Origin of the sequence: Rhodococcus sp. NPDC058505 (genome assembly GCF_042720095.1) — a bacterium.
In the GTDB taxonomy this organism is placed as follows: domain Bacteria; phylum Actinomycetota; class Actinomycetes; order Mycobacteriales; family Mycobacteriaceae; genus Rhodococcus_G.
Genome location: NZ_JBHXNB010000022.1, coordinates 23,312 through 44,277, shown reverse-complemented (window position 1 = coordinate 44,277; position 20,966 = coordinate 23,312). Strand labels below are relative to the sequence as shown.

Genomic DNA, 20,966 nt, shown 5'->3' with positions numbered 1-20,966 from the left:
GCGGACGGCCCGCCGGTCGGCGGGCGGCGCCGCCCGAACGGCGAACCCCGCCGCCAGAAGCTGCGCGACGGGGTTGGGAGGGGCGACCTCCGCTCACTGCGGACCGCCCTGGTTACCTGCCTGTTCTCCTCGCTCCATGGGGACCAATTGTTCCTGCTCCGCCACCGGTTGCCGAGGATTGACCGGCTGCGGCGTGGCGGCAGGTGCCGGGGCAACGGCGACGCCCGGTCCTGCCGGCGCGGCGGCGGGCTCCGGCGTGGTCGCCCGGGATCCGACCGGGGGAAGGTTCGCGGCGGCGACACCGCTTCCGCGGAGCGGGGTGGTCGCAGCGGCGGGCGCGGGCGGCGGCGTCACCGGGGTGCCGGTCGCCGGCTTCGGTTCGCCGACGACGGTGACGGTGCCGTCCGCGGCCACGACCAGTCGGGCCACCTCCTTGGCCGGGATCATGCCCTGCTGGGCGGCCTTCCTGGCCAGCTCGGGAGCCGAGTTCGCAACGCGGACATCCCGTTCCAGGGCCGCCTTCCGCTCAACCAGTTCCTGATTGTGCGCCTTCGCCGCGCTGAGCTTGTACGAGTCCTCGGCCGCCCTTGTCGTCAGCAGCAGCGTGATCGCCAGCCCGACCGACAGCAAACCGATGACCAGGGCCACGAACGGGATCCGCGCGGTCAGCGACCCCCGGGTCGTGCGGACGACCGGTGCGGTGATCTCGGCCCGCTGGCTGCGCTTGGCGTACGCCCGTTGCGCGGCGGTCGACCGGCTTCCTCCGGTGGGGCGGGTCGGGGTGCGGTCACCGGTGGTGGCCGGCGCGCGCCCGCCCGCGCGGGGACGCATGGTGTCGGTCCTGCCCCGCTCTCGCACGGCAGTCGATCGCACGGGAACTGTCATGCCGTCGCCCTCCTCGAAATCCGTTCGACGCAGCGCACACGCACCGGCGCCGAACGCGGGTTCTCCTCGATCTCCTGCTCGCTCGCGCGTTCGGCGCCGCGGGTATGCGACTCGAACTCCGGTCCCATGCCCGGCAATTCAACGGGCAGCCCCTCCGGGCTCCGGGACTTGGTGCGCGGGGTGAGTTCCTGCTTGACCAGCCGGTCCTCGAGGGACTGGTAGGACATGAACAGCACCCGACCGCCGACGGTGAGCGCATCCAGCGCGGCCGGGATCGCGGCCCGCAGCGAGTCGAGTTCGCCGTTGACCTCCACCCGCAGGGCCTGGAACGTGCGCTTGCCCGGGTGTCCGCCGGTGCGCCGGGTCGCGGCGGGAATCGACGCGTAGAGCACCTCGACGAGCTGGGCGCTGGTGGTGAATGGTTCGGTCTTCCTGCGCCGCACCACTTCCGACGCGATCCGCCCGGCGAACCGCTCCTCGCCGTAGGTGCTGAGCACCCGGGCCAGTTCACCGTGGCTGTACGTGTTGAGGATGTCGGCTGCCGTCTGGCCCCGCGTCGGATCCATCCGCATGTCCAGCGGCGCGTCCACCGAGTACGCGAAGCCACGGTCGGCCTCGTCGAGCTGCATCGAGGACACCCCGAGATCGAACAGGATCGCGGCAACCGACTCGACCTGGTCGTATCCGGCGGTCTCGAGGGCGTCGGCGATGCCGTCGTACCTGGTGTGCACCAACGTGACTCGATCACCGAACGGGGCAAGGCGACCGCCCGCGATCTCCAGGGCTGCCGGGTCGCGGTCGAGGCCGATCAGGTGCAGCCCGGGGTAGGTCCGGAGGAAGTGCTCGGAGTGCCCACCGAGCCCGAGGGTCGCGTCGATCATCACCGCGCCGCTGCCGTCGGCGCTCTCGCGGGTGATCGCGGGGCCGAGGAGTTCTACTGCGCGAGTGAGCATCACGGGGACGTGGCCGAACTCCTGCCCTGAGGTGTGGCCGGGATCGGCCGCGGGGTTCGCTTCGTCGTCCACGCGTTCTCCCTTGCGGTCCTGTTCGGTGTTCTCTGCTCGTCGGTCGTGGCTGCGATCGGGGTCCGATCGAGTGTCGAGGTGGGGGCGGGTGCCGCGAGGTCTCTGTCCGATCCACCGGACCTGGCGCTGGGGAAGTGCGTCAGGGTCGGCGTCGGGCAGAGGCCTCGCGGCATCCGCCGATGACGAATGGCGGCTACAGGATGTCGCTCAGGGACTCGGATCTGGCTTGGGAGTACGTTTCTTCGTTGTCCTCGGAGTAGGTGCGCCACGCCTGGGCGTCCCAGATCTCCAGGAAGTCGACGGAGCCGACGACCACGCAGTCCTTTGTCAGGCCCGCGTAGCGCCGGTGGTCACCGGACAGGGTGATGCGCCCCTGCGCGTCGGGGTGCTGTTCGTCGGCCCCCGCCGCGAGCGCGCGGACGAAGGCCCGGGCCTCCGGGTTGCTCCGTGACGCAGCTGCGGCCCGTCGGGCGAGCGCCGTGAACTCCTCTCGCGGATACACCGCGAGGCTGTGGTCCTGCCCTTTCGTGACCATCAGACCTCCCGCCAGCGCATCGCGATACTTCGCGGGCAACGTCAGCCGCCCCTTGTCGTCGAGCTTCGGCGTGTAGGTACCGAGAAACATCTCGACACCTCCCCTGCGTCTCACGGGAATCCCCGGTTCCGCAGAACCGGATGTTCCGAAAAACGAACGGCCTCACTCTGTGATTCACCGTGGCGAACCAGTGCGCACCACGTTACCCCACTTTCCCCCACTTTCAAGCTGCGCGGTCGGCGCGCCTTGCCACCGCGATGGTGTCAATGCAGGTCATGACCGTGGCGGAGCGTGGGGGAAGCTTCGTGTGTCCTCCACCACGACCGGGAATGCGACGGCATCGCGGTCGCCGCAACGGTGAAATCCCCAGGACGGGCGCCGATTCCAACCTCGGACGGGCACCGCCACGCGCCCCGGGCGAACGCGGTGGGGCCGAGTGGGGATCGCCCTGCCGGGCGGTGGGGCGCCACCCCGGGCACCGGACGACAACCGCACCGATAAAAACACGGGCACCGACGACAAAGGCGCGACACCACCTGGTGTCGCGCCTTAGGCGTTGCGGGCGGGCGGGAGGACTACTCCTGCTCGAACCGCTTCTTGAATCGATCTTCCATGCGGGACGAGAATCCGCCGCCGCTCCGGCGACCGCCCGAAGGCTTACCGGTCGCCGATGTGGGCCCGGACTTCTCCCCCGACCCAGCCTTCACTCCCGGACCCGATCCCCGAAGGAACAGGACTCCGGCTCCAAACATCACTAGGAAGCCGAGCAGACTGACGATCAGAAACACATTGCCCACGATGGTTGCGAGCGGGATGCCCGCAACCAGGAGAACGAGTCCGAGGACAAAGAGCGCCCCCGCCTGCATCCGACTCTTGCTCGAGGCCGCATGCATACGGCCTCCCCTCACAGAGGAGGCGAACTTAGGGTCTTCGGCGTAGAGAGCGCTCTCGATCTGATCGAGCATCCGCTGCTCGTGCTCGGAGAGTGGCACGGCTACCTCCCCCGGCACATCATGGTGGCGGTCGAATCGTGGGTCGACTCGACCGGTTGCCGACGGTCGCGGCTACCTGCCGTCAATGATACGAGTACACGTGACCGCGTACCACCTACTCCGAGGACGAGTTGTCCGAGTTTCCCCCCGGGCCCGCAGATGCCCTGGTGGACAGCCGCGCCCGGACTCACGCCGACGCGCGGGCGAGACTCCCGTCACCCCGGCCGGCGAGCGCCCCTACCGCCGCGAGCCGGTCCTCGACCGCCGTCAGGAACCGGGACACCTCGGAGTGGAAGCGATCGGCCTCCGCGGCGGTGACGGTGCGCGAGATGCCCGCCTCGATCGCCGCCCGGGTCTCCGAGTGCGCCGCGAAGTAGTCCGCCCAGCCCGCCAGTTCCGGGTCGGCCCGACTGAGCAACACCCAGGCGCTCCGGGACCGGCATCGTGGCGTGCGCCCGGCAAGGGCGGCACCGGCACCCCGCAGCGCGGCCAGGTACGCCGCCCGGAATCGGTCCGACGGGTCGCGGGATCGGCCCGCCTCCGCCAACAACGCGTCCGCCCGGTCGAGCAGGCTCACCCGAACAGCCATCCCGAACACCTCCCCAGTGTCACCGGATCACTCCCACAACCGCCTGTCGTGCAGTCCGGTGGAGCGCGCTTCCCTCGCGCTCCACCGGATTGCCGATATCGAACATTCGTTCGACCTTCACAATATAACCGCCCCCACCGACACGGAGTCAAGAGAGAGGGTGAGTCCGGTCGTCACCACCCCCGCACCCCGCCTGGTCGAGCTGTCCGCCGCCGATCTGCGCGCCCGCTTGCCCCAGGCCCTGTCCATCTACGTCGAGGCCATGGGCTACCCGAGGGGCACCGACGTCCACCGGGCACCGATGTGGGCCGAGCACACCGCACGGGCCGGGTGGTGCGGGATCGCCGCGTTCGCGCCGGACCCCTCCGGGGCCGAGGCGATGGTGGGCATCGCCTACGGCTACCGCGGCGCCCCCCACCAGTGGTGGCAGCAGCAGGTCCGGGAGGGGATGCGGCGGTCCGGCACCGACCCCGGCACGATCGAGTCCGTCCTCGGCGACTACTTCGAACTGACCGAGCTGCACGTCTCCCCCCGCGCGCAGGGGCACGGCACCGGCGCCGCCCTGCTCGACCGGCTGCTCAGCGGCCGCCCCGAGGCGCGGGTGCTGCTGTCGACGCCCGAGGTGCCGGACGAGGACAACCGCGCCTGGCGCCTGTACCGCCGGATCGGCTTCACCGATGTCGTGCGGCACTTCCGGTTTACCGGGGACAGCAGGCCGTTCGCCGTCCTCGGCCGCCCGCTCCCGCTCTGACCTGTCGGCGCCCATCGCTAACCTGGGCGGCGTGATCGACGCGGTGGTGGTGGGTTCCGGACACAATGCGCTCGTTTCGGCGTGCTACCTCGCCAGGGCCGGGTGGTCCGTGGAGGTGCTCGAACGGGACACCGAACTCGGCGGCGCCGTCTCGACGGTCGAACGGTTCCCGGGGCACCGGGTGGACCGCGGCTCGTCGGCGCACATCATGATCCGGCACACCGGCATCATCGAGGAACTCGACCTCGCCGCGCACGGGCTGCGCTACCTGGACTGCGACCCGTGGGCGTTCGCGCCCGCCCCGCAAGGAGACCCGCGGCCCGGCATCGTGTTTCACCGCGACCTAGACGCCACCTGCGACTCGATCGCGGCCGCGTGCTCGCCGCGGGATGCCGACGCGTATCGCCGGTTCGTCGGGGTGTGGGGTCCGCGGACCGCCGCGGTGATGCGGGCGTTCGGCGCCCCGCCGACCGGCGGCAGGCTGGCCCGCGCGTTCGGGGGCGTCGACCGGGGCCCCGGCCCGGCCACCCTGTCCCGGGAGTTCCTCGCGTCCGGGGACGCCCTGCTCGACGACTGGTTCGACGATGAGCGGCTCCGGGCCGCGCTGGCCTGGTTCGGCGCCCAGTCGGGGCCGCCGATGTCCGAGCCGGGCACCGCGCCGATGGTCGGGTTCGCTGCCCTCATGCACACCCTGCCGCCGGGCCGCGCGATCGGCGGCAGCGGCGCGCTGACCGCGGCGCTGGCGTCCCGGCTGGCGTCCGACGGCGCGACGATCCGGCTCGGGGACGCGGTCGCGGAACTGCGCCGGGACGGCGACGGCTGGCTGACCCGCACCGAGCAGGGGCACGTGGTGCGCTCGAGGACGGTGATCGCGGGCTGCCACATCCTGACGACCCTGGACCTGCTCGAGGCCGGCGGATTCGACGCCACCCGGATCGCGGACTGGCGGCGACGGATCCGCGTCGGCCCGGGGATCGGCATGGTCGTGCGGCTCGGCACCGACGCGCTGCCGCAGTATCCGAGCGCCCCCGCGGACACGACCGTGACGTCGGGCCTGCAGCTGCTGGTGTCGGACCGTGCGCAGCTGCGGCTGGCGCACGGCGCGGCGCTCGCCGGGGAGTTGCCGCCGACCCCGGCGGTCCTCGCGATGACGTTCAGCGGCCTCGACCCGAGCCTGTGCCCGCCCGGTGAGCACCAGGCGACGCTGTGGTCGCAGTGGCATCCGTACCGGCTCAGCGGCGGCAGGCGGTGGTCCGACCTCGCCGAGTCCGAGGGCACCCGGATCGTCGGCGAGATCGACCGGCTGGCGCCGGGCTTCGCGTCCACGATCCGGCACACCCTGGTACAGACCCCGGCCGACCTGGAGTCGGAACTGGGCCTGATCGGAGGCAATGTGATGCATGTGGAGATGTCGCTCGACCAGATGTTCCTGTGGCGTCCGCTGCCCGAACTGTCCGGCCACCGGGTGCCGGGCGCGACCGGGATGTACCTGACCGGGGCGTCCACCCATCCCGGCGGCGGGGTATCCGGGTCCAGCGGGCGCAGCGCCGCGCGGGTGGCGTTGTCCGACGGCCGATTCGGCCGGTTGCGCCGGCTCCTGCCCAGGTGACGTCCGACCCGAGCCGCACCGACGGCGTGCCGCCGCTCGCGCGTCCGGGCCGGGCTGGCACCATGTCCAGGTGCTGACGACCCGAACCCGTGATCGACGCCCCCGCACCCGCCTGGCGGCGGTGACCGCACTGCTGCTGCTGGCCGTCCCCCTGCTCACCGGCTGCCTCCGCGTGCAGGTGTCGATGGGGGTGTCCGCCGACGACCGGGTGTCCGGGCAGCTCGTCGCGGCCACCGTCCCCACCAGTGATCAGGACAAGGGCCCCGAGCTCACCACGCCGGATTCGCTGATCGGCAAGGTCCGGGTCCAGGAGTACAAGCAGGACGGCTTCGTCGGCTCCCAGGTGTTCTTCACCGACCTGACGTTCGGCGAGGTCCAGCAGCTCGGGTCGATGTCCAGCCAGGTCGGGTCGTCGGTGCAGCTGAACTTCCAGCGCGCGGGCGACGTGGTGGTGCTCGACGGCAAGGCCGACCTCAAGGCGGTGCCGGAGAGCAGCGACGTGCAGATCAGTGTCGCGTTCCCGGCCCGCGTCGCCACCACCAACGGCACCAGGGACGGCGATTCGGTCGTCACCTGGAAGCTCGCCCCCGGCGAGGTCAACACCCTCCGCGCCGAGGTCCGCTACCAGGACCCCAGCACCCGCGGTTTCGCGGGCTGGGCGGGCATCGTCGGCGGCGTCACCCTCGGTGTCGCGCTGATCGTCGGTGTGATGGCCTACCGGATGCGCGACACCTCGCCGCGCTACCTGCGCGGGGACGGCGCCAACAAGGCGAAGATCCAGGGGGACTGACCGTCCCGGCGGGTCTGCTACGGGACGTGGACGGTCGCGACGCCCGGGGTGTATGGGCCCGCGCCGCTCGTGGCGACGAGGACGACCCGCCCTGGACCGGTCGGCAGGACCGCCTCCGGGTATCCGTCGGCTCCGGTCGACATCGGGGCGGACCCGGCGGCTCCGCTCGACAGGTTCAGCCACTGCACATCGCCGGGGCGCAGGCACTTCCACCAGCCCTCATCTGGGCCGGTGATCCGCACCGTCCCCGGCTGTTCACCGACGACGGCCACACAGCGGATCGTGGGCACATCGAGGCTGCCGTACGGGTTCCCGAACGGTGCCGGGTTGATCTGGAACGGAACGGTGACCGCGGTGGCGGCTGCGGTCACCGGCGTCAGCACCGAACAGGCCCCGATGGCGGCGCAGGCGACGAATCGGCGGACGACCTCGATCATCGGGACCTCCCTCAGGGGACCTGAAGGGTGCCAGCACCCGGGTTGACCAGGATCTTGTACCCCCACGGACCGTACGGGACAACGGTGGCGACGTCGGCGAGCGCGGCGACCGTGCCGCTCCCGGTGGACGCGGTCGCGGGGGCATAGCGGCACCAGTCCCCCGGTTCCGGGTCGCGGGTGTAGTCCCGCTCCACGAGCCGGAGGGTCGTGGAGCCCGCGGCGCCGGTGGTGAGGTTCCGCCAATGCACCGTCATGTCGTAGCAGTAGGACCAGTCCGCCGCAGGCTCCGCCGCGAAGGTCACGACGCCCGATCCGCCAGGCGTCGCGGTCGGTATCACCGTCGTCGGCGGCGGCAGGGTGAAGCACGGGAACATGCTGCCCACGCATCCGGTGAGGAAGCGGATCGGCACCTGGAACACCGTGGTCGCCGGTGCTGCTTCCGGCGGCGGGCCCGCTGTCGCTGCGGCGGACGAGCCCAGCGGGATCGCGAGCACGGCCGCGGACGCCGCGGCGCGGGCGAGGAACGAACGATGAACTGCTACACGGCGCATGGCGTGAGCCTCCCGCGGTGGACCGGACCCCGACCCTGGTGCAGTGCCAGCGTACTCGCGCGGTCACTCCCCGGCCGGATTGATGGCGTTGACCGAACGGGACGCCGCGGGGAACTCGGTCGGTGCGCATGCCATGACAGACTCGGCCGAATGGACCTGTTCCCAGCAATCGAACCGTCCGACTCGGGGCACCTCGCGGTGACTGACGGCAACTCGGTGTACTGGGAGACCATCGGCATCTCGACGGGTCTTCCCCTCCTCTATCTCCACGGAGGTCCGGGATCCGGGTGCACCGTGGGAATGCGCAGGTTCTTCGACCCGACCGCGTTTCGTGCGGTGTTGTTCGACCAGCGTGGCTGCGGGCGCAGCACACCCCGTGCCGACGATCCGGCCACCGACCTCTCCACGAACACGACCGGTCATCTCATCGCCGACATCGAGCGTCTTCGAGAACACCTCGGAATCGAAAGATGGGTCGTCGCCGGTGCGTCCTGGGGCGTCTGCCTCGGGTTGGCCTACGGGCAAGCGCATCCCGATCGGGTGATCGGGATGGCGTTCGGTGCGATCACCTCGGGTAGACGCATGGAAGTCGAGTGGATCACCCGCGACATGCGGCGCATCTTTCCACGGGAGTGGCAGCGGTTTATCGAGCCGGTCCCGGAGGGCGAGCGAGGAGGCAACCTCGCCGCGGCCTACGCGCGCCTGCTCGCCCATCCCGACGCCGCTGTTCGCGAGCACGCAGCGCTACGCTGGTGCGCGTGGGAGGACACCCACATCTCGCTCGCTCCCGGATGGACGCCATCCCGCAGGTACCAGGACCCCGCCTTCCGGATGGTGTTCGCGCGCCTGGTCACCCACTATTGGGGCAACGATCACTTCCTGCGCGAGAACCAACTGATCGACGGCATGACGCGGCTCGCCGGGATCCCCGCGGTCCTCGTGCACGGCCGATACGACGTGTCCGGCCCGCTCGACACCGCATGGGAGCTTTCCCGCCGATGGGACGGCAGCCGGCTCGTCGTCGTCGACGATGCCGGCCACGGCGGGGGGAGTTTCATCAGCGAGTTCGTCGAAGCGATCAACTCTTTCGCGAGGACGAACCCCACCGCCTCGGGCCGGCCGGCAGTTCGATGTCAGCTCACCTGAGCAGGAACTCGAGGGCGACCCGCTCGAATCCCTCCTTGGCTTCGATCATCACCCAGTGCCCACAGTTCGGGAAGACGTGCAACTCGGCGTTCGGGATCAGCCGCATCGGGATCATCGGCATATCCGGCGGGCACTGCCGGTCATCGCGCCCCCACGTCAGCAGCGTCGGGCACGCCACCTTGCCCATCATCGACCAGTAGGGCGGTAGGCCGGAACTGGCCATCGCCTGCTGCTGCGCCTCGAAAGCCTTGGAGCCGTACATCGCGGCCAACGTCGCGTGCGATGCCGGATCGTTGGCCGTCTCCCAGCGTTCCTCGATCCGCTCCTCGGTGACCACGGACCGGTCGTACACCATGCACTCGAGCCAGCGGACCAACTTCTCGCGACTCGGTCCGTCGGCGAAGTCCTGCAGCAGACGAGTTCCCTCACTCGGGTTCTGGCTGAAGATGTTCGGCCCCACCCCGCCAATGGTGACGAGCTTGCTCACCCGCTCGGGGTGCTTCATGGCCACGTTGACGCCGACGACTCCGCCCATCGAATTGCCGATCATCGCGGCGGAGTCGATGCCGAGTGCGTCCATGAAGCGGATCACCGACGACCCCGCGGTCAGCACCGGATGGCCAGCAACGGGATCGCTCACGCCGAATCCGGGGAATTCGAGGACATAGCAGTGGAAGTGCTCGGCGAACACCTCCAGGTTTCCCCGGTAGTTCCGCCACCCGCTGACCCCGATGCCGGAGCCGTGCAGCAACAGCAACGGCGGCCCCTCGCCCGCTTCGTGGTAGCGCAGCACCCCCTTGTCGGTGGTGATCTCCCTCTTGGTCCCCTCGTATGTCACGTCCATCCCACGACACTAGAACACGTTGCAGTTTGCCGGTCGCGTGTAGGAGAGGACTTGGGCGCTCCCGGACCCCTGGTACACCACCTACACCCAGCGCGGCCGGCCCTGCCCACGACACGAGCACGCAGGGCTCAGCTGGCACTGACCGGGATGAGCGACGTCAGGGCACTTCGCATTTCGGTACCTGAGTCGCGGCTACGCGCTGGCTCGGCCGTCCGGAAGCTTCCAGTGCGGTCTCGGAAAGTGGCAGGTGTACCCGTCCGGGTAGTGCTGCAGATAGTTCTGGTGCTCGTCCTCCGCTTCCCAGAATGTGCTGGCCGGGGTCACCTCGGTCACCACCTTGCCGGGCCATCGACGTGAGTCGTCCACCTCGACAATCGTGCCCAGGGCGATGCGCTTTTGATCGTCGTCGAGATAGAAGATCGCCGAACGGTATGCGGTCCCGATGTCGTTGCCTTGACGGTTCTCCGTCGTGGGATCGTGGATCTGAAAGAAGAACTCGAGCAGAACTCGATAATCGGTTCGCGCGGGATCGTAGGTGATCTCCACCGCCTCAGCGTGACCTGGATGATTGCGATAGGTGGGACGGTCGTTATGCCCTCCGGTGTAGCCGACTCGCGTTGACACCACGCCCGACTGCTTGCGGATCAAGTCCTCCATGCCCCAGAAGCATCCGCCAGCCAGAATTGCCTTCCGCGCGTCGGCCATCCCTACTCCTCCCCGATCAATGCCAGACAGGTCCACGACCCCGCCCCTCGCTTCCTCGACAGGCTTCGCTGCTGGCCTGGCATTCGTAGATACCCGCTCGCACAAACCTATCCGAGCCCTGTCCCGTACACCGCCCCTCGCCGATCAACGGCACTCGCCTGCGCTAGGTTCCCCCGATGAAGACCCTGACAATCGCCTCGTTCGTCACGGTTCTCTGCACCGTCTCGATATGGCTGTGCACCGCGCTGGCCATAGCGCTCGAGGGTCAAGTCGATCTCGACGAGCGGTTCGTGGTGATGGTCGTATATCCGACGATCCTCGGGCTGCTGGCTTCGTTGGTGGGAGCAGCGGCCGGTGTGGCAATTCTCGTCCGGCGCGCCAGCCACGGCTGGCCAGGCACTGCGATGGCGGTGGGGCAGCTACTCACCTGGGCCCTGGCTATCGGAATCATCGTGTGGGCGATGGTGTTTCCCTCCACCGGATGGGAGCTCATTGCGCTGCCCCTCGCGTTGATGCTGGGGCAGGTCGTGGTCGCGATCGGCCTGCTCGAGCCGGTGGCTCGCCGACTGAGGGGCGCCGCGCGCCGTGCGGCCTAGGCTGCATGCTCGGCGCGACTGACACCTCTTCTGGATGACGAATGGGGACTGCCCCACCTCAGTTCACTCGCGGGGCAGAGTGAGGCAGTCCCGACAGACCGATCGCGGCGAAGAGGACGGCGGCGGTGCGACGGACGGGAAGCTTGCCGAGCCGTGCCTACTGCGCGTCAGACATATCCGCTCGCGCCCCCGTCGCCCATTGAACTGGGCACGCGACTCCGAATGTCTCATGGCGGCCGCGTTTGGCGATGCCTATCCCGCCGCTGGGACGATCGAGCAGGCGCCTGGCGATCCCGGCTCTACTGGTCCGTCACCAGGCGATAGACCACGTATCCGACGAACCATGTGGTGAGGAGGACGCAGAGAACGAGGAGGACGTCGATCGCGATCACCAGCATGCAGACTCCTTGGTTAGTGGGTACTCACTAACCAAGAGCGTAAGCTACCGTCGGGACATGCCCGACAACGCAGTACCTACCGCGCGCGACCGGATCCTGGATGCAGCCGCCAGCACCATGCGGGACCGAGGGCTTGCCCGGGCAACAACCAAGGAGATCGCGGCGGTCGCCGGTTACTCAGAGGCGATGATTTACAAGCTCTTCGACGACAAAGTCGACCTATTTCTGAGCGTGCTGCGTGAGCGGGTTCCCGCCGTCGACATCCTCACCCGCACCGATCGCACCCCCGGCGACGCCAACACCCTCGAGGGCAGGTTGGTAGCGACGATCGAGCAGATCACGGCGTTCTATCGGCAGACGTTCGCGATCGGCGCGTCCCTGTTCTCCGACGCCAAACTCCTCGACCGCCACCGAACCGCCGTCATGGCACAAGGGGCAGGCCCGGCGCTTCTCCCGGCCTCCGTGGCCCGATTCCTTCAGAACGAGCAACGCACCGGCACCATCGTTGCTGGCGCCCCGATCAACGGGGCCGCATCGTCCATCGCCGGCGCCTGCTATCTACGGGCCTTCCTCGAGCAGTTCTACGGTCCCGAGCACCCGCAGGAACCGATGGCAGAGTTCACCGCCTCAGTCGTCGCGACAGTGTTGCCTTCCTTGATCGCTGCCTAACACCACTTCTGAGACAGGGCCTTGTCAGGATCCGGGTGAGCGATCGTCGAACGGAACCTCAGTCCAGGGCTGAGCAGGTGACCAGGTGGGCCGACCAACGCTCGGACCAGCCCCAGACCTGCTGCAGGGCGGCACCGAGCTCGATACCCGCGCTGCTCAACTCATAGGTCTTGTCGACCCGCTTCTCGACTATCCCGGCATTCTGCAGCTGTTGCAGTCGCTCCGAAAGCGTGCTGGACGAGCAGTTTCCCATTCGTCTGCGCAGTTCCAGGAAGCCCAACGGCCCGGGCTCGAGCTCCCAGAGTGCCCGCAAGATCCAGCGCTGCCCAAGAAGTTCCATCGCCGCGAGTATCGGTTGTGCGGAGGGCTCACTCAACTGTCGGGACCGCTCCGGTTCTCTTGTGCTTCTCATTTCGAACCATCATAGTGGTTCGAAATCAGAAGCGTTTGGAGCGCGAGGGGGCGTCATGAACGAGGTCGTGGACCCAACCGGTCGGCGGATCGCACTGGTCACGGGAGCATCGCGAGGGATCGGCGCCGAGACCGCACGGGCACTCGCGACCGCCGGCGACCACGTGATCATCAACTATCGAGAGAAGTTCAAGCGCGCGCAGGCGCTAGCCGACGACATTGCCCACACTGGAGGGACGGCGTCGGTCGCCGGCGGCGACCTGTCCAACGAAGCCGCAGCGAATCGGCTGATCGCCGAGGTGGCGGAAGAGTTCGGACGCCTGGACGTGCTGGTCCTGAACGCGTCCGGCGGGCTCGAACTCAATGCGGGGCCGGACTATCCGATGAGGATCAATCGTGATGCGCAGGTCAGGCTCGTTCAGTTGGCGTTGCCGCTCATGCCGTCCGGGTCTCGGATCGTCTTCGTGACCAGTCATCAGGCGCACTTTCATGGCCGCAAACCCGTGCCGGCTGAGTACGAACCGATCGCCGAGAGCAAGCGAGCGGGGGAAGACGCGTTGCGGAGCATGATCCCGATGCTCTCCGACCGCGGAGTTGAGCTCATCGTCGTGTCGGGCGACATGATCGACGGGACGATCATCGTGCGGCTACTCGAACGCCGGAACAGTGACGCAGTCGAGGCACGCCGGCATCACGGACCACTGCCCACGGTCGAGGAGTTCGCCCGCGCAGTCGCAGATGCCACACTCAGCAGCGACGCCACGGGACATACGGTCTACGTCGGCGGACTCGACTACCTCTCGACGCCAGCCATCTGACCGCTTCCTCAGCTCACCCTCGGCTGTCCGCGTCGGGGTCGGCGTTCGGGGCTACACGATGGATGCTCACTCGGCACGACTGCTGGCTCCGCCACCGCCGCGCCGTCGCTGCTGGCCCGGCTTGATGTGCAGCCGAACATCCTCGTACACCACGGTGTAGGGCAGGTCCTCGTCGGTGTCCGGATCGCCGGAATCCGAGGGGTCCGGCAGTTCCGCCATCTGCTCGACGACGATCTGGGCTCGCGCCGCACCCGGATCGAACATCTCCTGAAACGGCCCGACGAACGACCCCCCGAGGCCGCGGTCCTTCGCACGAATCGCGGCCCACCCGAGCAGCACTATCGGGCCGATCGTGACGAGCAACAGCAACGCGTCCCCACCCATGCCCGCGAGCGTACCGACGAATACCGCCGTTCCCACTGGAGGCAGAGCTGCTACCGCGAGCCCGAAGGTGTAGACCGGTTGCGCGCCGCGAGATCCGGCGGCCTGCCGTCGACTCGTTTGACGGGCAGCCACGTCGCGAGGGTGCGCGCAAGCGATCCCAGGAGGCGCTCGCCGTACACGCACAGGGTCTGCTCCCAGGGGTGCCCGACCGTCCCCTCGCTGAGGTCGTCGCGCAGGAAGATGTAGTAGTCACCGTCCGGGTAGACGGGAACCCGCCACTCCGTATCGCGGGTCGCGGCGTGGACCGCCGCGTCGAGCCGGTAGCAGGTGTGCTGCCAGTCCAACACCACGAACGTCGGATCCTCGGCGAACTCGGTGACGAAGCAGCGCAGCGCCTCCGCGTTCACCGCGTCGAATCGGCTCGACCAGGCGCCCGCGATCTCCGCCGGTGCCGTGAGGTCGAACGTGATGGAGGGTGTCGGTTCGGCGATCGCCGGCCAGGACGATGCGGTGACGCCCGGCCGGAACCCGAACCGGTCGGTGAACCGATCCCAGTAGCGATCTTGGTCCCGCAACTCGGTCCAGCCGGGCGGCAGCGGGCTTCCGTAGTCGAGCGTGCGCCTCATCAGTGGGGGAACCTCCTTCGGCTGCCCCTCAACCCGGCCTCGCCGAGGACGATCCTCGCGACCGTCATTGCCCGCAGCCCACGATCGTCACGGCTCCAGCTGCCTCACCCGGGTCGCCTGGAACGAGTACCCGTCCTGCTCCGCCCGCTCCCAGTCGAGATCGACTGTCGCGCCGACGGTCAACGCGCGGAATCCGGTCCCGTCGATGTTGCTGTAGTGGGCCCAGCATCCGCCGGGGGTGGCCGGGGAGTCCAGCACGCCCCATCCCCGCTCGGCGTGCCACTCCCGCACCGTTCCCCTCGTCAGTTCCACGACCATGACGATCTCACGCCCTCGGCACACAATGACGGCCCGAAACGCCGGAAGCCGGAACGAATCCCGCTCGGTCGGGCGTCTATGCGCCGGCGGCGCTCCCCAGTACTCGATCGAGGAGATGGTCGACGAGGTCGACCGCCGATTGCGGGGTGCCGTACCCCTGCAGCATGCCCTGGGCGAGTCCGCCGGTTGCCATCAGCACGAGTTCGGCATCGAGCTCGGGGTTCCCCTGAGTCGGCGCTCCGGCGGGCCGGGCTCGCCGGAGTTGGTCGGCGACGATCGTGGTCAATGCGCGTGGCGCGGCGAAGGTCTCCTCGGCCGTGATGCCCGCGCCGGTGATCGCCGCCCACCCGAAGGCGCCGAGCACGTACACCTCCTCGCGGCGCCGGTCGTCGAGGGGAAGCAGTTCGGTGAGGACGGCGCGGATCGCCTCGCGCGGGGTGGCGTCCGCGCCGAGCGCCGTCCAGCTCTGCATGAAGCGGGCGCCGGCATCCTCCATCACCGAGCGGTGGGTGGCCAGAAGGAAGTCACTCTTGGTGCCGAAGTAGTACTGGACCAGCCGGACCGAGATCCCCGCCTCCGCGGCGACGGTGTGAAAGGTGACGGACTCCAGTCCGCCGCGGACCATGACGCGCCGCACGGCGTCGGTGATCTGGCGTCGCCGCGCTTCATGGTCGGCCAATCGTGGCACCGGACTGTCCGCCTTCCCCGCCGTCGACCTGACGATGGCTCCACGTACCACGGTTATGGTACGAACAAACCATAACCGTGGTACGTTCATATCAACAAAGCCAGCAAGGAGGGAACGTGCCGAAGATCGGGCGATTCACCAACGAGAACGCGAAGAACGAGTTCCTGCGCGCCTACGACACCGCGGCCGCGAAGTGGCCGGTGCCGTCGACGACCGTCGATGTTGAGACATCGTTCGGGACGACGCGGGTGCGCAGGTCGGGCAGCGGCGAGGGGACGCCGATCGTGTTGCTGCCCGGTATCGGCGGTAACGGGCTGGCGTGGTTTCGGTTCATCGAGGACCTGGCCCGCGACCACGTCGTGTACACCCCGGACGTGATCGGGTGGGCGGGCCGGTGCGTGCAGACCGCGCCGCTGCGCGACGCGCGGGACGTGGCGACGTGGATGGCGGAGGTGGTCGACGGGCTCGGCGCGGATCGCGTCCACCTCGCGGGCAACTCGCTTGGCGCCTGGCTGGCCGGGGCGGTCGCGGTGTATCGCTCCGACCGTCTCGCGAGCCTGACCATGCTCGAACCGAGCGCCGCGACCTTCGCCAAGCCGAGTTGGGGTCTGCTACTGAAGTTCCTGGCGGCGGGAATGCGACCGACCCCCGAGCGGATGCGCAAGCTCAACAAGTGGCTGATGCCCGGCTTCGAGATGTCCGACGACGAGTTCGCCGTCGCGATGGCGGCCGTGAAGTACCGGATGGCGATGCCGTGGGACCGCACGTTCACCGACGATCAACTGGCCGCCATCGCGGTGCCGACGCTGGTGCTCTTCGGCGCCGACACGGTCGTCGCCGATCCCGAAGCGGGCGCCGCCCGCGCCAACGCCACCATTCCGTCGGTCGAGACCGAGATCTACCCGGGCGTCGGGCACGACCTGATGTGGGCGAACCCGGATCAGGTCATTCCGCGCTTCCTGGCCTTCACCGACAGTCACGACCCGATCCGATCCTGAATCACCGGTGGTTGTGGTGCCGCCCGGTGCCACCCCTGCCCGCGGCGGCGGTCCGGCGAGCATCGGGCCGCGGCACACGGTCGAGGTGATGCATCACTCCAGGCGCCTCTGCGACAATCTCGGTCCAAGTGGGCAGGGGAGGACGACATGGGAAACTTCATCGCGGATCGGTACGCCCCGGTTCGACAGGAACTGGTCGAATACAATCTCGACGTTCGAGGCGTGATCCCCGACTGGCTTGACGGACGGTACCTACGGAATGGGCCGAATCCTGTCGCCGACGTTTCACCCGACGAGTACAACTGGTTCACCGGCGACGGGATGGTCCACGGCATTCGGTTGAGTAATGGTGACGCACTCTGGTACCGCAATCGCTGGGTCGACTCGGAAGTGACTTCGCGACTGTTGAAGCGGACGGCCCCGGACGAGCACGGGAGGTCGCCGCTCCACGGCCCTTCTGCGAACACAAACGTAATCGGGTTCGCGGGCCGGACGTTGGCACTTGTCGAAGGAGGAACTGCCTGCGCAGAATTGTCGAGCGACCTCGAGACAATCGACGTCTGCGACTTCGACGGAACCGTGCGCGGGGGCTACACCGGACACCCGGTGCTCGATCCGGACACCGGAGAGTTGCACGCCGTTTCCTACCACTTCGGGCGCGGAAACACCGTGCAGTACACCGTGATCGGTCCAGATGGCCGCCTTCGATGCAAGATGGCGGTCCCGGTCCAGGGCAGCCCCATGATGCACGCATTCTCGCTGACTCGGGACTACGTTGTGCTGTACGACCTACCCGTCACGTTCGATCCGCGGTCGGCTGCCCAGGTTGGTGTGCCCCGCCCGCTGCGTCCGCTTGCCCAGCTGGCGCTGAGTGCGATCGTCGGCAACGTGCGTGTTCCCCCGGTGATGATGAACCGGATGCCGCGAATACCCGCTGGGCGCTTCCCCTATCGATGGAACCGAAACTATCCCGCACGAGTCGGTCTGCTGCCGCGATCGTCGCAGGATCCGACGACGGTCACCTGGGTAGAACTCGACCAGCCCTGCTACGTGTTCCACCCGATGAACGCCCACAATGACGATCGTGGGCTGGCAATCGACCTGGTAGTTCACGACAGAGTCTTCGACGCCGACCCCCTAGGCCCAACCGAGGGGCTGCCGCGGCTGGAACGGTGGCAGATCGATCAACGGACCGGGTCTCTCCGGCGTGACCGCCTCGCAGAGGAACACATGGAGTTCCCACGAATCGACGACCGGTGCGCCGCGAGCGCCTTCCAGCACGGCTGGGCCGTGGGCGGCACGGATGATGTGTCCGGGGAACACCGACTGTTCCGAACGAACACCGCTGCCGGGATCGCCGTACAGCGCGACTTCGGTAGCCATTCTGCGGTTGGTGAATTCAGTTTCGTCCCGTCCTCGCCCTCGGCGCCGGAGGGCGACGGCATCGTGATGGGTCTCGTGACCGACCTGGCCGAGAACGTCACTGACTTGCGGATTCTCGATGCCCAGAGCCTTGAGGATGTGGCAACTGTGCGTCTACCTCAACGCATTCCGGCCGGCTTCCACGGCAACTGGATCCAGGAACCGCACTGAGGAATCCATGCCTCGTGGTCCGACAACGCAGGGAACTACCACCGGCGTCGAGCATTGACCAGCCGGGGACCGACGGCCGCGAATGCGGCCGTCCCCCCGGCGAGCGCAATACCGACCAGCGCGGCCTTCCGAGGCAGTCCGCGGCGCGCGGCGTCGGCAACCACGACAGCGTCGATCAGATCCATCGCGATCCCGGCACGCAGGTTCGCCCGACGCACCGTGGCATCCGGATGCAACGCGGCTGCACCCAACACGATGTCGCGCACACCAAATGCCTTGATCCACACGCCCCGATCACTGCCGGGGTAGGACATGCCCAACGCGGTGTAGACCTGCCTCGACGCGATTGCGGTGGTGACGCCCCACACGATTCGTCCGACGCCGATGACGTGGGACACCACCCGCTCGGCCGAATCGTCCTGCTGATGTATCCCCGGTGCCGTCATGGCCGCCAGCTTGCCACAATGGATCGGCTACCCGGAGACCAGCCGGAGCCTGCGCGCGAGGTCGGAGACGAACACCCGGCCGGGGTCGATGCGGTCCCTGATCGCCCGCCATTCGTCGAGTCGCGGATACATGCGGGCGATGCGGTCGGGAGTGCTGCGGGAGTCCTTGGCGAAGTAGAGCCTGCCGCCGAGGTCGAGGACCCGATCGTCGAGTTCGTCGCACAACCTGCCCAGTCCGTCGCGGGTCGGGAAGTCGAGACTGAGCATGTAGCCCGGCCGCGGCCAGGACAGCGGGGCCGGGTTGCCGTCACCCATACGCTTGAACACGTTGAGGAACGAGCGATGTCCGGACTCGGCGATCATTCGGATGATGTCGGCGAACTGGGCCTCTGCACCGAACGGCACCGAGAACTGGTACTGCAGAAAACCGCCCGGGCCGTATGCCCGGTTCCACTCCCCGAGCAGATCCAGTGGATGGTAGAACTGCGTCAGGTTCTGGATCGCGCCCCGGCCATGGCGGGGGTACATCCGATACGCGGCCTCCGCCGCGATGCGCGTGGTGACCCTGTTGACCATCCCGCTCGGAAAGAGGTCCGGGACGGTGAACAGCTGTGGGGCGTTGAATCGCAACGGGTCCCGGCGAAGCTTCGGCGGGAGCTGGTCCAGGGTCGCGAGCGAGCCGCGGGTGAAGCCGGCGCGCCCCAACTTCGGGCCGGTGGAGATCGTGTCGGGCACCGACATCGAGTAGTCGTATCCCTCGTCGGAGCCGCCGGTCAGCAGTTCCATCGTTTCGTCGAGGTTCGCGGTGCGGTCGTGGTCGGCGATGAAGTACGCGGTCTCGGTGTGCTTCATCCGCACTCGCGCGCGAACGACGATGCCGGTCAGGCCCATTCCGCCGATCGTGGCCCAGAACAGGTCGCGGTCATCCCCCGAGGGGGTGAGGGTGCGGATCGTTCCGTCGGCGGTGAGCAGGTCGAGTTCGTCGACATGGTTGCCGAAGCTGCCGTGCGAGTGGTGGTTCTTGCCGTGGATGTCGGCACCGATCGCACCGCCGATCGTGACCTGCCTGGTCCCGGGCAGCACAGGAACCCAGAGTCCGTGGGGCAGAACGGCACGCATCAGGGTGTCGAGGCTGACTCCGGCGTCGACGTCGACGATGCCCGAGTCCGGGTCGATGCGGTGAATGCGGTCGAGGGCGGTCATGTCCACCACGAGTCCGCCCGCGTTCTGCGCGGGGTCACCGTAGCTGCGACCGAGACCGCGGGCGATGACACCGCGCGGACCCACGGTACGCACTGCACGGGCGATCACATCGAGGTCCGGGGTGGCGAGCACATCTGCCGGTGTCGCCGCACAGCGACCCCACCCGCTCAGGGAACGGCGTACGGAGTTGTGCTCGGTCGTCACAGTCACTCGGTCCACACTAGTCACCGCACTGGATCGAGCGGCCGGATCGGACACCTGGTGCGAGGGGCGGAGATTCGATTGGCCGGGCCCGCGTTGGCGATCGTCACCGGCTCGCGACGAGCGTGTCCAGCCACAGCCGGATCGTCGCGCGGCGGTCATCGACGCAGGGGGCGAGGGCACGGGCCCCGAAGGTGCAGTCGAATACCAGTCCCTCGAGCAGGCTGATCAGGTCGCGCGCTGCGACCGCCGGATCGCGTGCCCCGAGGGCGCCCATGAGTGCCGTCGCCGCGGGAAGCGAGAACAGGCACGACGCCAGCCCCGCGCGGAGCTCCTCGTCACCCGCGGCGTCGACGGCGAGCGCGTACCGGGCCAGCACGTCCCTGCGACGGTCGACCAGCAGCGTCTCGAGGTGGTCCGCGATGACCCGCCCCGCCTCCTCGGTTGTCCGCGGCGGATCCGACGAGGCGGCATCGGCGAAGTGCTCGCGGGATCGGGTCGCCAGGCGCGTGATCGCGGCCGACACCAGGGCGCGCCGGGTCCGGTAGTAGTACGAGGTCGAGCCGCGAGCGAGCCCGAGGCGCGCGTCGATTCCCTGGTGGGTGAGCGCGTGGTTGCCGCCGTCGGCGGCGAGGTCGAGCGCGGCCTCGCAGATGAGATCTCGGCGGGAGCGACGGTGAGCCATGTCTCCATCCTCTCAATACTCTACGTTGCTAGAGTTTCGGCATGCGTTGGACCCGCAAATCTCCCCAGTCGCG

At 68.5% G+C, this 20,966-nt stretch carries 26 protein-coding genes; 9 read left to right on the top strand and 17 right to left on the bottom strand.

All coding sequences use genetic code 11. The features are described 5' to 3' along the window. Positions 1 to 93 precede the first annotated feature (93 nt). From ACFWPA_RS16040 to ACFWPA_RS16020, 5 genes are all read right to left on the bottom strand, one after another. Positions 94 to 831 (bottom strand): hypothetical protein, encoded by a 738-nt coding sequence (locus ACFWPA_RS16040; protein ID WP_378507897.1) that lies wholly within the window; start codon positions 829 to 831, stop codon positions 94 to 96. A gap of 50 nt (positions 832 to 881) precedes the next feature. Further along, positions 882 to 1,910: a 16S rRNA (cytosine(1402)-N(4))-methyltransferase RsmH gene (gene rsmH, locus ACFWPA_RS16035; protein ID WP_378507898.1), complete on the bottom strand. Its 1,029-nt coding sequence runs from the start codon at positions 1,908 to 1,910 to the stop codon at positions 882 to 884. 193 nt (positions 1,911 to 2,103) lie between these two features. Then, positions 2,104 to 2,535, bottom strand: coding sequence for a division/cell wall cluster transcriptional repressor MraZ (gene mraZ, locus ACFWPA_RS16030; RefSeq protein ID WP_378507899.1), 432 nt, complete (start codon positions 2,533 to 2,535; stop codon positions 2,104 to 2,106). A gap of 485 nt (positions 2,536 to 3,020) precedes the next feature. Further along, on the bottom strand, positions 3,021 to 3,437 hold the full coding sequence (locus tag ACFWPA_RS16025; RefSeq protein ID WP_378507900.1) for a DUF3040 domain-containing protein: 417 nt from the start codon (positions 3,435 to 3,437) through the stop codon (positions 3,021 to 3,023). A gap of 187 nt (positions 3,438 to 3,624) precedes the next feature. After that, the gene (locus ACFWPA_RS16020) at positions 3,625 to 4,026 is read right to left on the bottom strand and encodes an SAV_6107 family HEPN domain-containing protein (RefSeq protein ID WP_378507901.1); all 402 of its coding nucleotides are present in this window, start codon (positions 4,024 to 4,026) and stop codon (positions 3,625 to 3,627) included. A gap of 160 nt (positions 4,027 to 4,186) precedes the next feature. On the opposite strand from ACFWPA_RS16020, the gene ACFWPA_RS16015 reads away from it, so the two are divergent. The 3 genes from ACFWPA_RS16015 to ACFWPA_RS16005 all read left to right on the top strand — a co-directional run bounded on the left by ACFWPA_RS16015 (position 4,187) and on the right by ACFWPA_RS16005 (position 7,176). Next, positions 4,187 to 4,777, top strand: a complete 591-nt coding sequence (locus ACFWPA_RS16015) for a GNAT family N-acetyltransferase (RefSeq protein ID WP_378507902.1) — start codon at positions 4,187 to 4,189, stop codon at positions 4,775 to 4,777. A gap of 31 nt (positions 4,778 to 4,808) precedes the next feature. Continuing rightward, positions 4,809 to 6,386, top strand: a complete 1,578-nt coding sequence (locus tag ACFWPA_RS16010; RefSeq protein ID WP_378507903.1) for a phytoene desaturase family protein — start codon at positions 4,809 to 4,811, stop codon at positions 6,384 to 6,386. Between the two features lie 70 nt (positions 6,387 to 6,456). Further along, positions 6,457 to 7,176, top strand: coding sequence for an LppM family (lipo)protein (locus ACFWPA_RS16005; RefSeq protein ID WP_378507904.1), 720 nt, complete (start codon positions 6,457 to 6,459; stop codon positions 7,174 to 7,176). A gap of 17 nt (positions 7,177 to 7,193) precedes the next feature. Here ACFWPA_RS16005 and ACFWPA_RS16000 read toward each other — a convergent pair whose 3' ends face one another. Beyond that, the gene (locus ACFWPA_RS16000; protein WP_378507905.1) at positions 7,194 to 7,613 is read right to left on the bottom strand and encodes a hypothetical protein; all 420 of its coding nucleotides are present in this window, start codon (positions 7,611 to 7,613) and stop codon (positions 7,194 to 7,196) included. Positions 7,614 to 7,624: 11 nt separating this feature from the next. Further along, on the bottom strand, positions 7,625 to 8,164 hold the full coding sequence (locus tag ACFWPA_RS15995; RefSeq protein WP_378507906.1) for a hypothetical protein: 540 nt from the start codon (positions 8,162 to 8,164) through the stop codon (positions 7,625 to 7,627). A 150-nt stretch (positions 8,165 to 8,314) separates the two neighbouring features. On the opposite strand from ACFWPA_RS15995, the gene pip reads away from it, so the two are divergent. Then, positions 8,315 to 9,310 (top strand): prolyl aminopeptidase, encoded by a 996-nt coding sequence (gene pip / locus ACFWPA_RS15990; protein ID WP_378507963.1) that lies wholly within the window; start codon positions 8,315 to 8,317, stop codon positions 9,308 to 9,310. Here the strand turns inward: pip and ACFWPA_RS15985 are convergent. Together ACFWPA_RS15985 and msrA are read right to left on the bottom strand one after the other, a co-directional pair. Then, on the bottom strand, positions 9,303 to 10,154 hold the full coding sequence (locus ACFWPA_RS15985) for an alpha/beta fold hydrolase (RefSeq protein ID WP_378507907.1): 852 nt from the start codon (positions 10,152 to 10,154) through the stop codon (positions 9,303 to 9,305). The two genes, pip and ACFWPA_RS15985, sit on opposite strands and share 8 nt — an antisense overlap. Before the next feature lie 192 nt (positions 10,155 to 10,346). Further along, positions 10,347 to 10,859 carry a peptide-methionine (S)-S-oxide reductase MsrA gene (gene msrA, locus ACFWPA_RS15980; protein WP_378570934.1) on the bottom strand — a complete coding sequence of 171 codons (513 nt, stop codon included), beginning with the start codon at positions 10,857 to 10,859 and terminating at the stop codon, positions 10,347 to 10,349. Between the two features lie 176 nt (positions 10,860 to 11,035). Here msrA and ACFWPA_RS15975 point away from each other — a divergent pair, with 176 nt between their 5' ends. Together ACFWPA_RS15975 and ACFWPA_RS15970 are read left to right on the top strand one after the other, a co-directional pair. Continuing rightward, positions 11,036 to 11,455, top strand: a complete 420-nt coding sequence (locus ACFWPA_RS15975) for a hypothetical protein (protein WP_378507909.1) — start codon at positions 11,036 to 11,038, stop codon at positions 11,453 to 11,455. 455 nt (positions 11,456 to 11,910) lie between these two features. Continuing rightward, a complete protein-coding gene (locus ACFWPA_RS15970) occupies positions 11,911 to 12,522 on the top strand; it encodes a TetR/AcrR family transcriptional regulator (RefSeq protein WP_378507910.1) in 612 nt (203 codons plus the stop codon). 58 nt (positions 12,523 to 12,580) lie between these two features. Here the strand turns inward: ACFWPA_RS15970 and ACFWPA_RS15965 are convergent, their stop codons facing one another. Further along, a complete protein-coding gene (locus tag ACFWPA_RS15965) occupies positions 12,581 to 12,862 on the bottom strand; it encodes a winged helix-turn-helix transcriptional regulator (RefSeq protein ID WP_378570932.1) in 282 nt (93 codons plus the stop codon). Between the two features lie 127 nt (positions 12,863 to 12,989). On the opposite strand from ACFWPA_RS15965, the gene ACFWPA_RS15960 reads away from it, so the two are divergent. Next, positions 12,990 to 13,751 carry an SDR family oxidoreductase gene (locus tag ACFWPA_RS15960; protein ID WP_378507912.1) on the top strand — a complete coding sequence of 254 codons (762 nt, stop codon included), beginning with the start codon at positions 12,990 to 12,992 and terminating at the stop codon, positions 13,749 to 13,751. A gap of 66 nt (positions 13,752 to 13,817) precedes the next feature. On the opposite strand, the gene ACFWPA_RS15955 is transcribed toward ACFWPA_RS15960, so the two are convergent. The 4 genes from ACFWPA_RS15955 to ACFWPA_RS15940 all read right to left on the bottom strand — a co-directional run bounded on the left by ACFWPA_RS15955 (position 13,818) and on the right by ACFWPA_RS15940 (position 15,767). Then, a complete protein-coding gene (locus ACFWPA_RS15955; RefSeq protein ID WP_378507913.1) occupies positions 13,818 to 14,135 on the bottom strand; it encodes a hypothetical protein in 318 nt (105 codons plus the stop codon). Between the two features lie 50 nt (positions 14,136 to 14,185). Then, positions 14,186 to 14,761, bottom strand: a complete 576-nt coding sequence (locus ACFWPA_RS15950; RefSeq protein WP_378570930.1) for a DUF2716 domain-containing protein — start codon at positions 14,759 to 14,761, stop codon at positions 14,186 to 14,188. 87 nt (positions 14,762 to 14,848) lie between these two features. Next, positions 14,849 to 15,073, bottom strand: coding sequence for a cold-shock protein (locus ACFWPA_RS15945; RefSeq protein ID WP_378570928.1), 225 nt, complete (start codon positions 15,071 to 15,073; stop codon positions 14,849 to 14,851). Positions 15,074 to 15,155: 82 nt separating this feature from the next. After that, entirely contained in the window at positions 15,156 to 15,767 is a 612-nt protein-coding gene (locus ACFWPA_RS15940; RefSeq protein WP_378570926.1) for a TetR family transcriptional regulator, read from the bottom strand. Positions 15,768 to 15,883: 116 nt separating this feature from the next. Between ACFWPA_RS15940 and ACFWPA_RS15935 the strand changes: the two genes are divergently transcribed. Both ACFWPA_RS15935 and ACFWPA_RS15930 read left to right on the top strand, forming a co-directional pair. Next, entirely contained in the window at positions 15,884 to 16,765 is an 882-nt protein-coding gene (locus tag ACFWPA_RS15935) for an alpha/beta fold hydrolase (RefSeq protein WP_378507917.1), read from the top strand. 147 nt (positions 16,766 to 16,912) lie between these two features. Continuing rightward, positions 16,913 to 18,358 carry a carotenoid oxygenase family protein gene (locus ACFWPA_RS15930; protein WP_378507918.1) on the top strand — a complete coding sequence of 482 codons (1,446 nt, stop codon included), beginning with the start codon at positions 16,913 to 16,915 and terminating at the stop codon, positions 18,356 to 18,358. A gap of 35 nt (positions 18,359 to 18,393) precedes the next feature. Here the strand turns inward: ACFWPA_RS15930 and ACFWPA_RS15925 are convergent, their stop codons facing one another. The 3 genes from ACFWPA_RS15925 to ACFWPA_RS15915 form a co-directional block, all read right to left on the bottom strand. Beyond that, the gene (locus ACFWPA_RS15925) at positions 18,394 to 18,804 is read right to left on the bottom strand and encodes a hypothetical protein (protein ID WP_378507919.1); all 411 of its coding nucleotides are present in this window, start codon (positions 18,802 to 18,804) and stop codon (positions 18,394 to 18,396) included. A 27-nt stretch (positions 18,805 to 18,831) separates the two neighbouring features. Continuing rightward, complete coding sequence (locus tag ACFWPA_RS15920) at positions 18,832 to 20,235, bottom strand: FAD-binding protein (RefSeq protein ID WP_378507920.1); 1,404 nt, start codon at positions 20,233 to 20,235, stop codon at positions 18,832 to 18,834. A 79-nt stretch (positions 20,236 to 20,314) separates the two neighbouring features. Next, positions 20,315 to 20,893, bottom strand: a complete 579-nt coding sequence (locus tag ACFWPA_RS15915; protein WP_378507921.1) for a TetR/AcrR family transcriptional regulator — start codon at positions 20,891 to 20,893, stop codon at positions 20,315 to 20,317. Between the last annotated feature and the right edge of the window lie 73 nt (positions 20,894 to 20,966).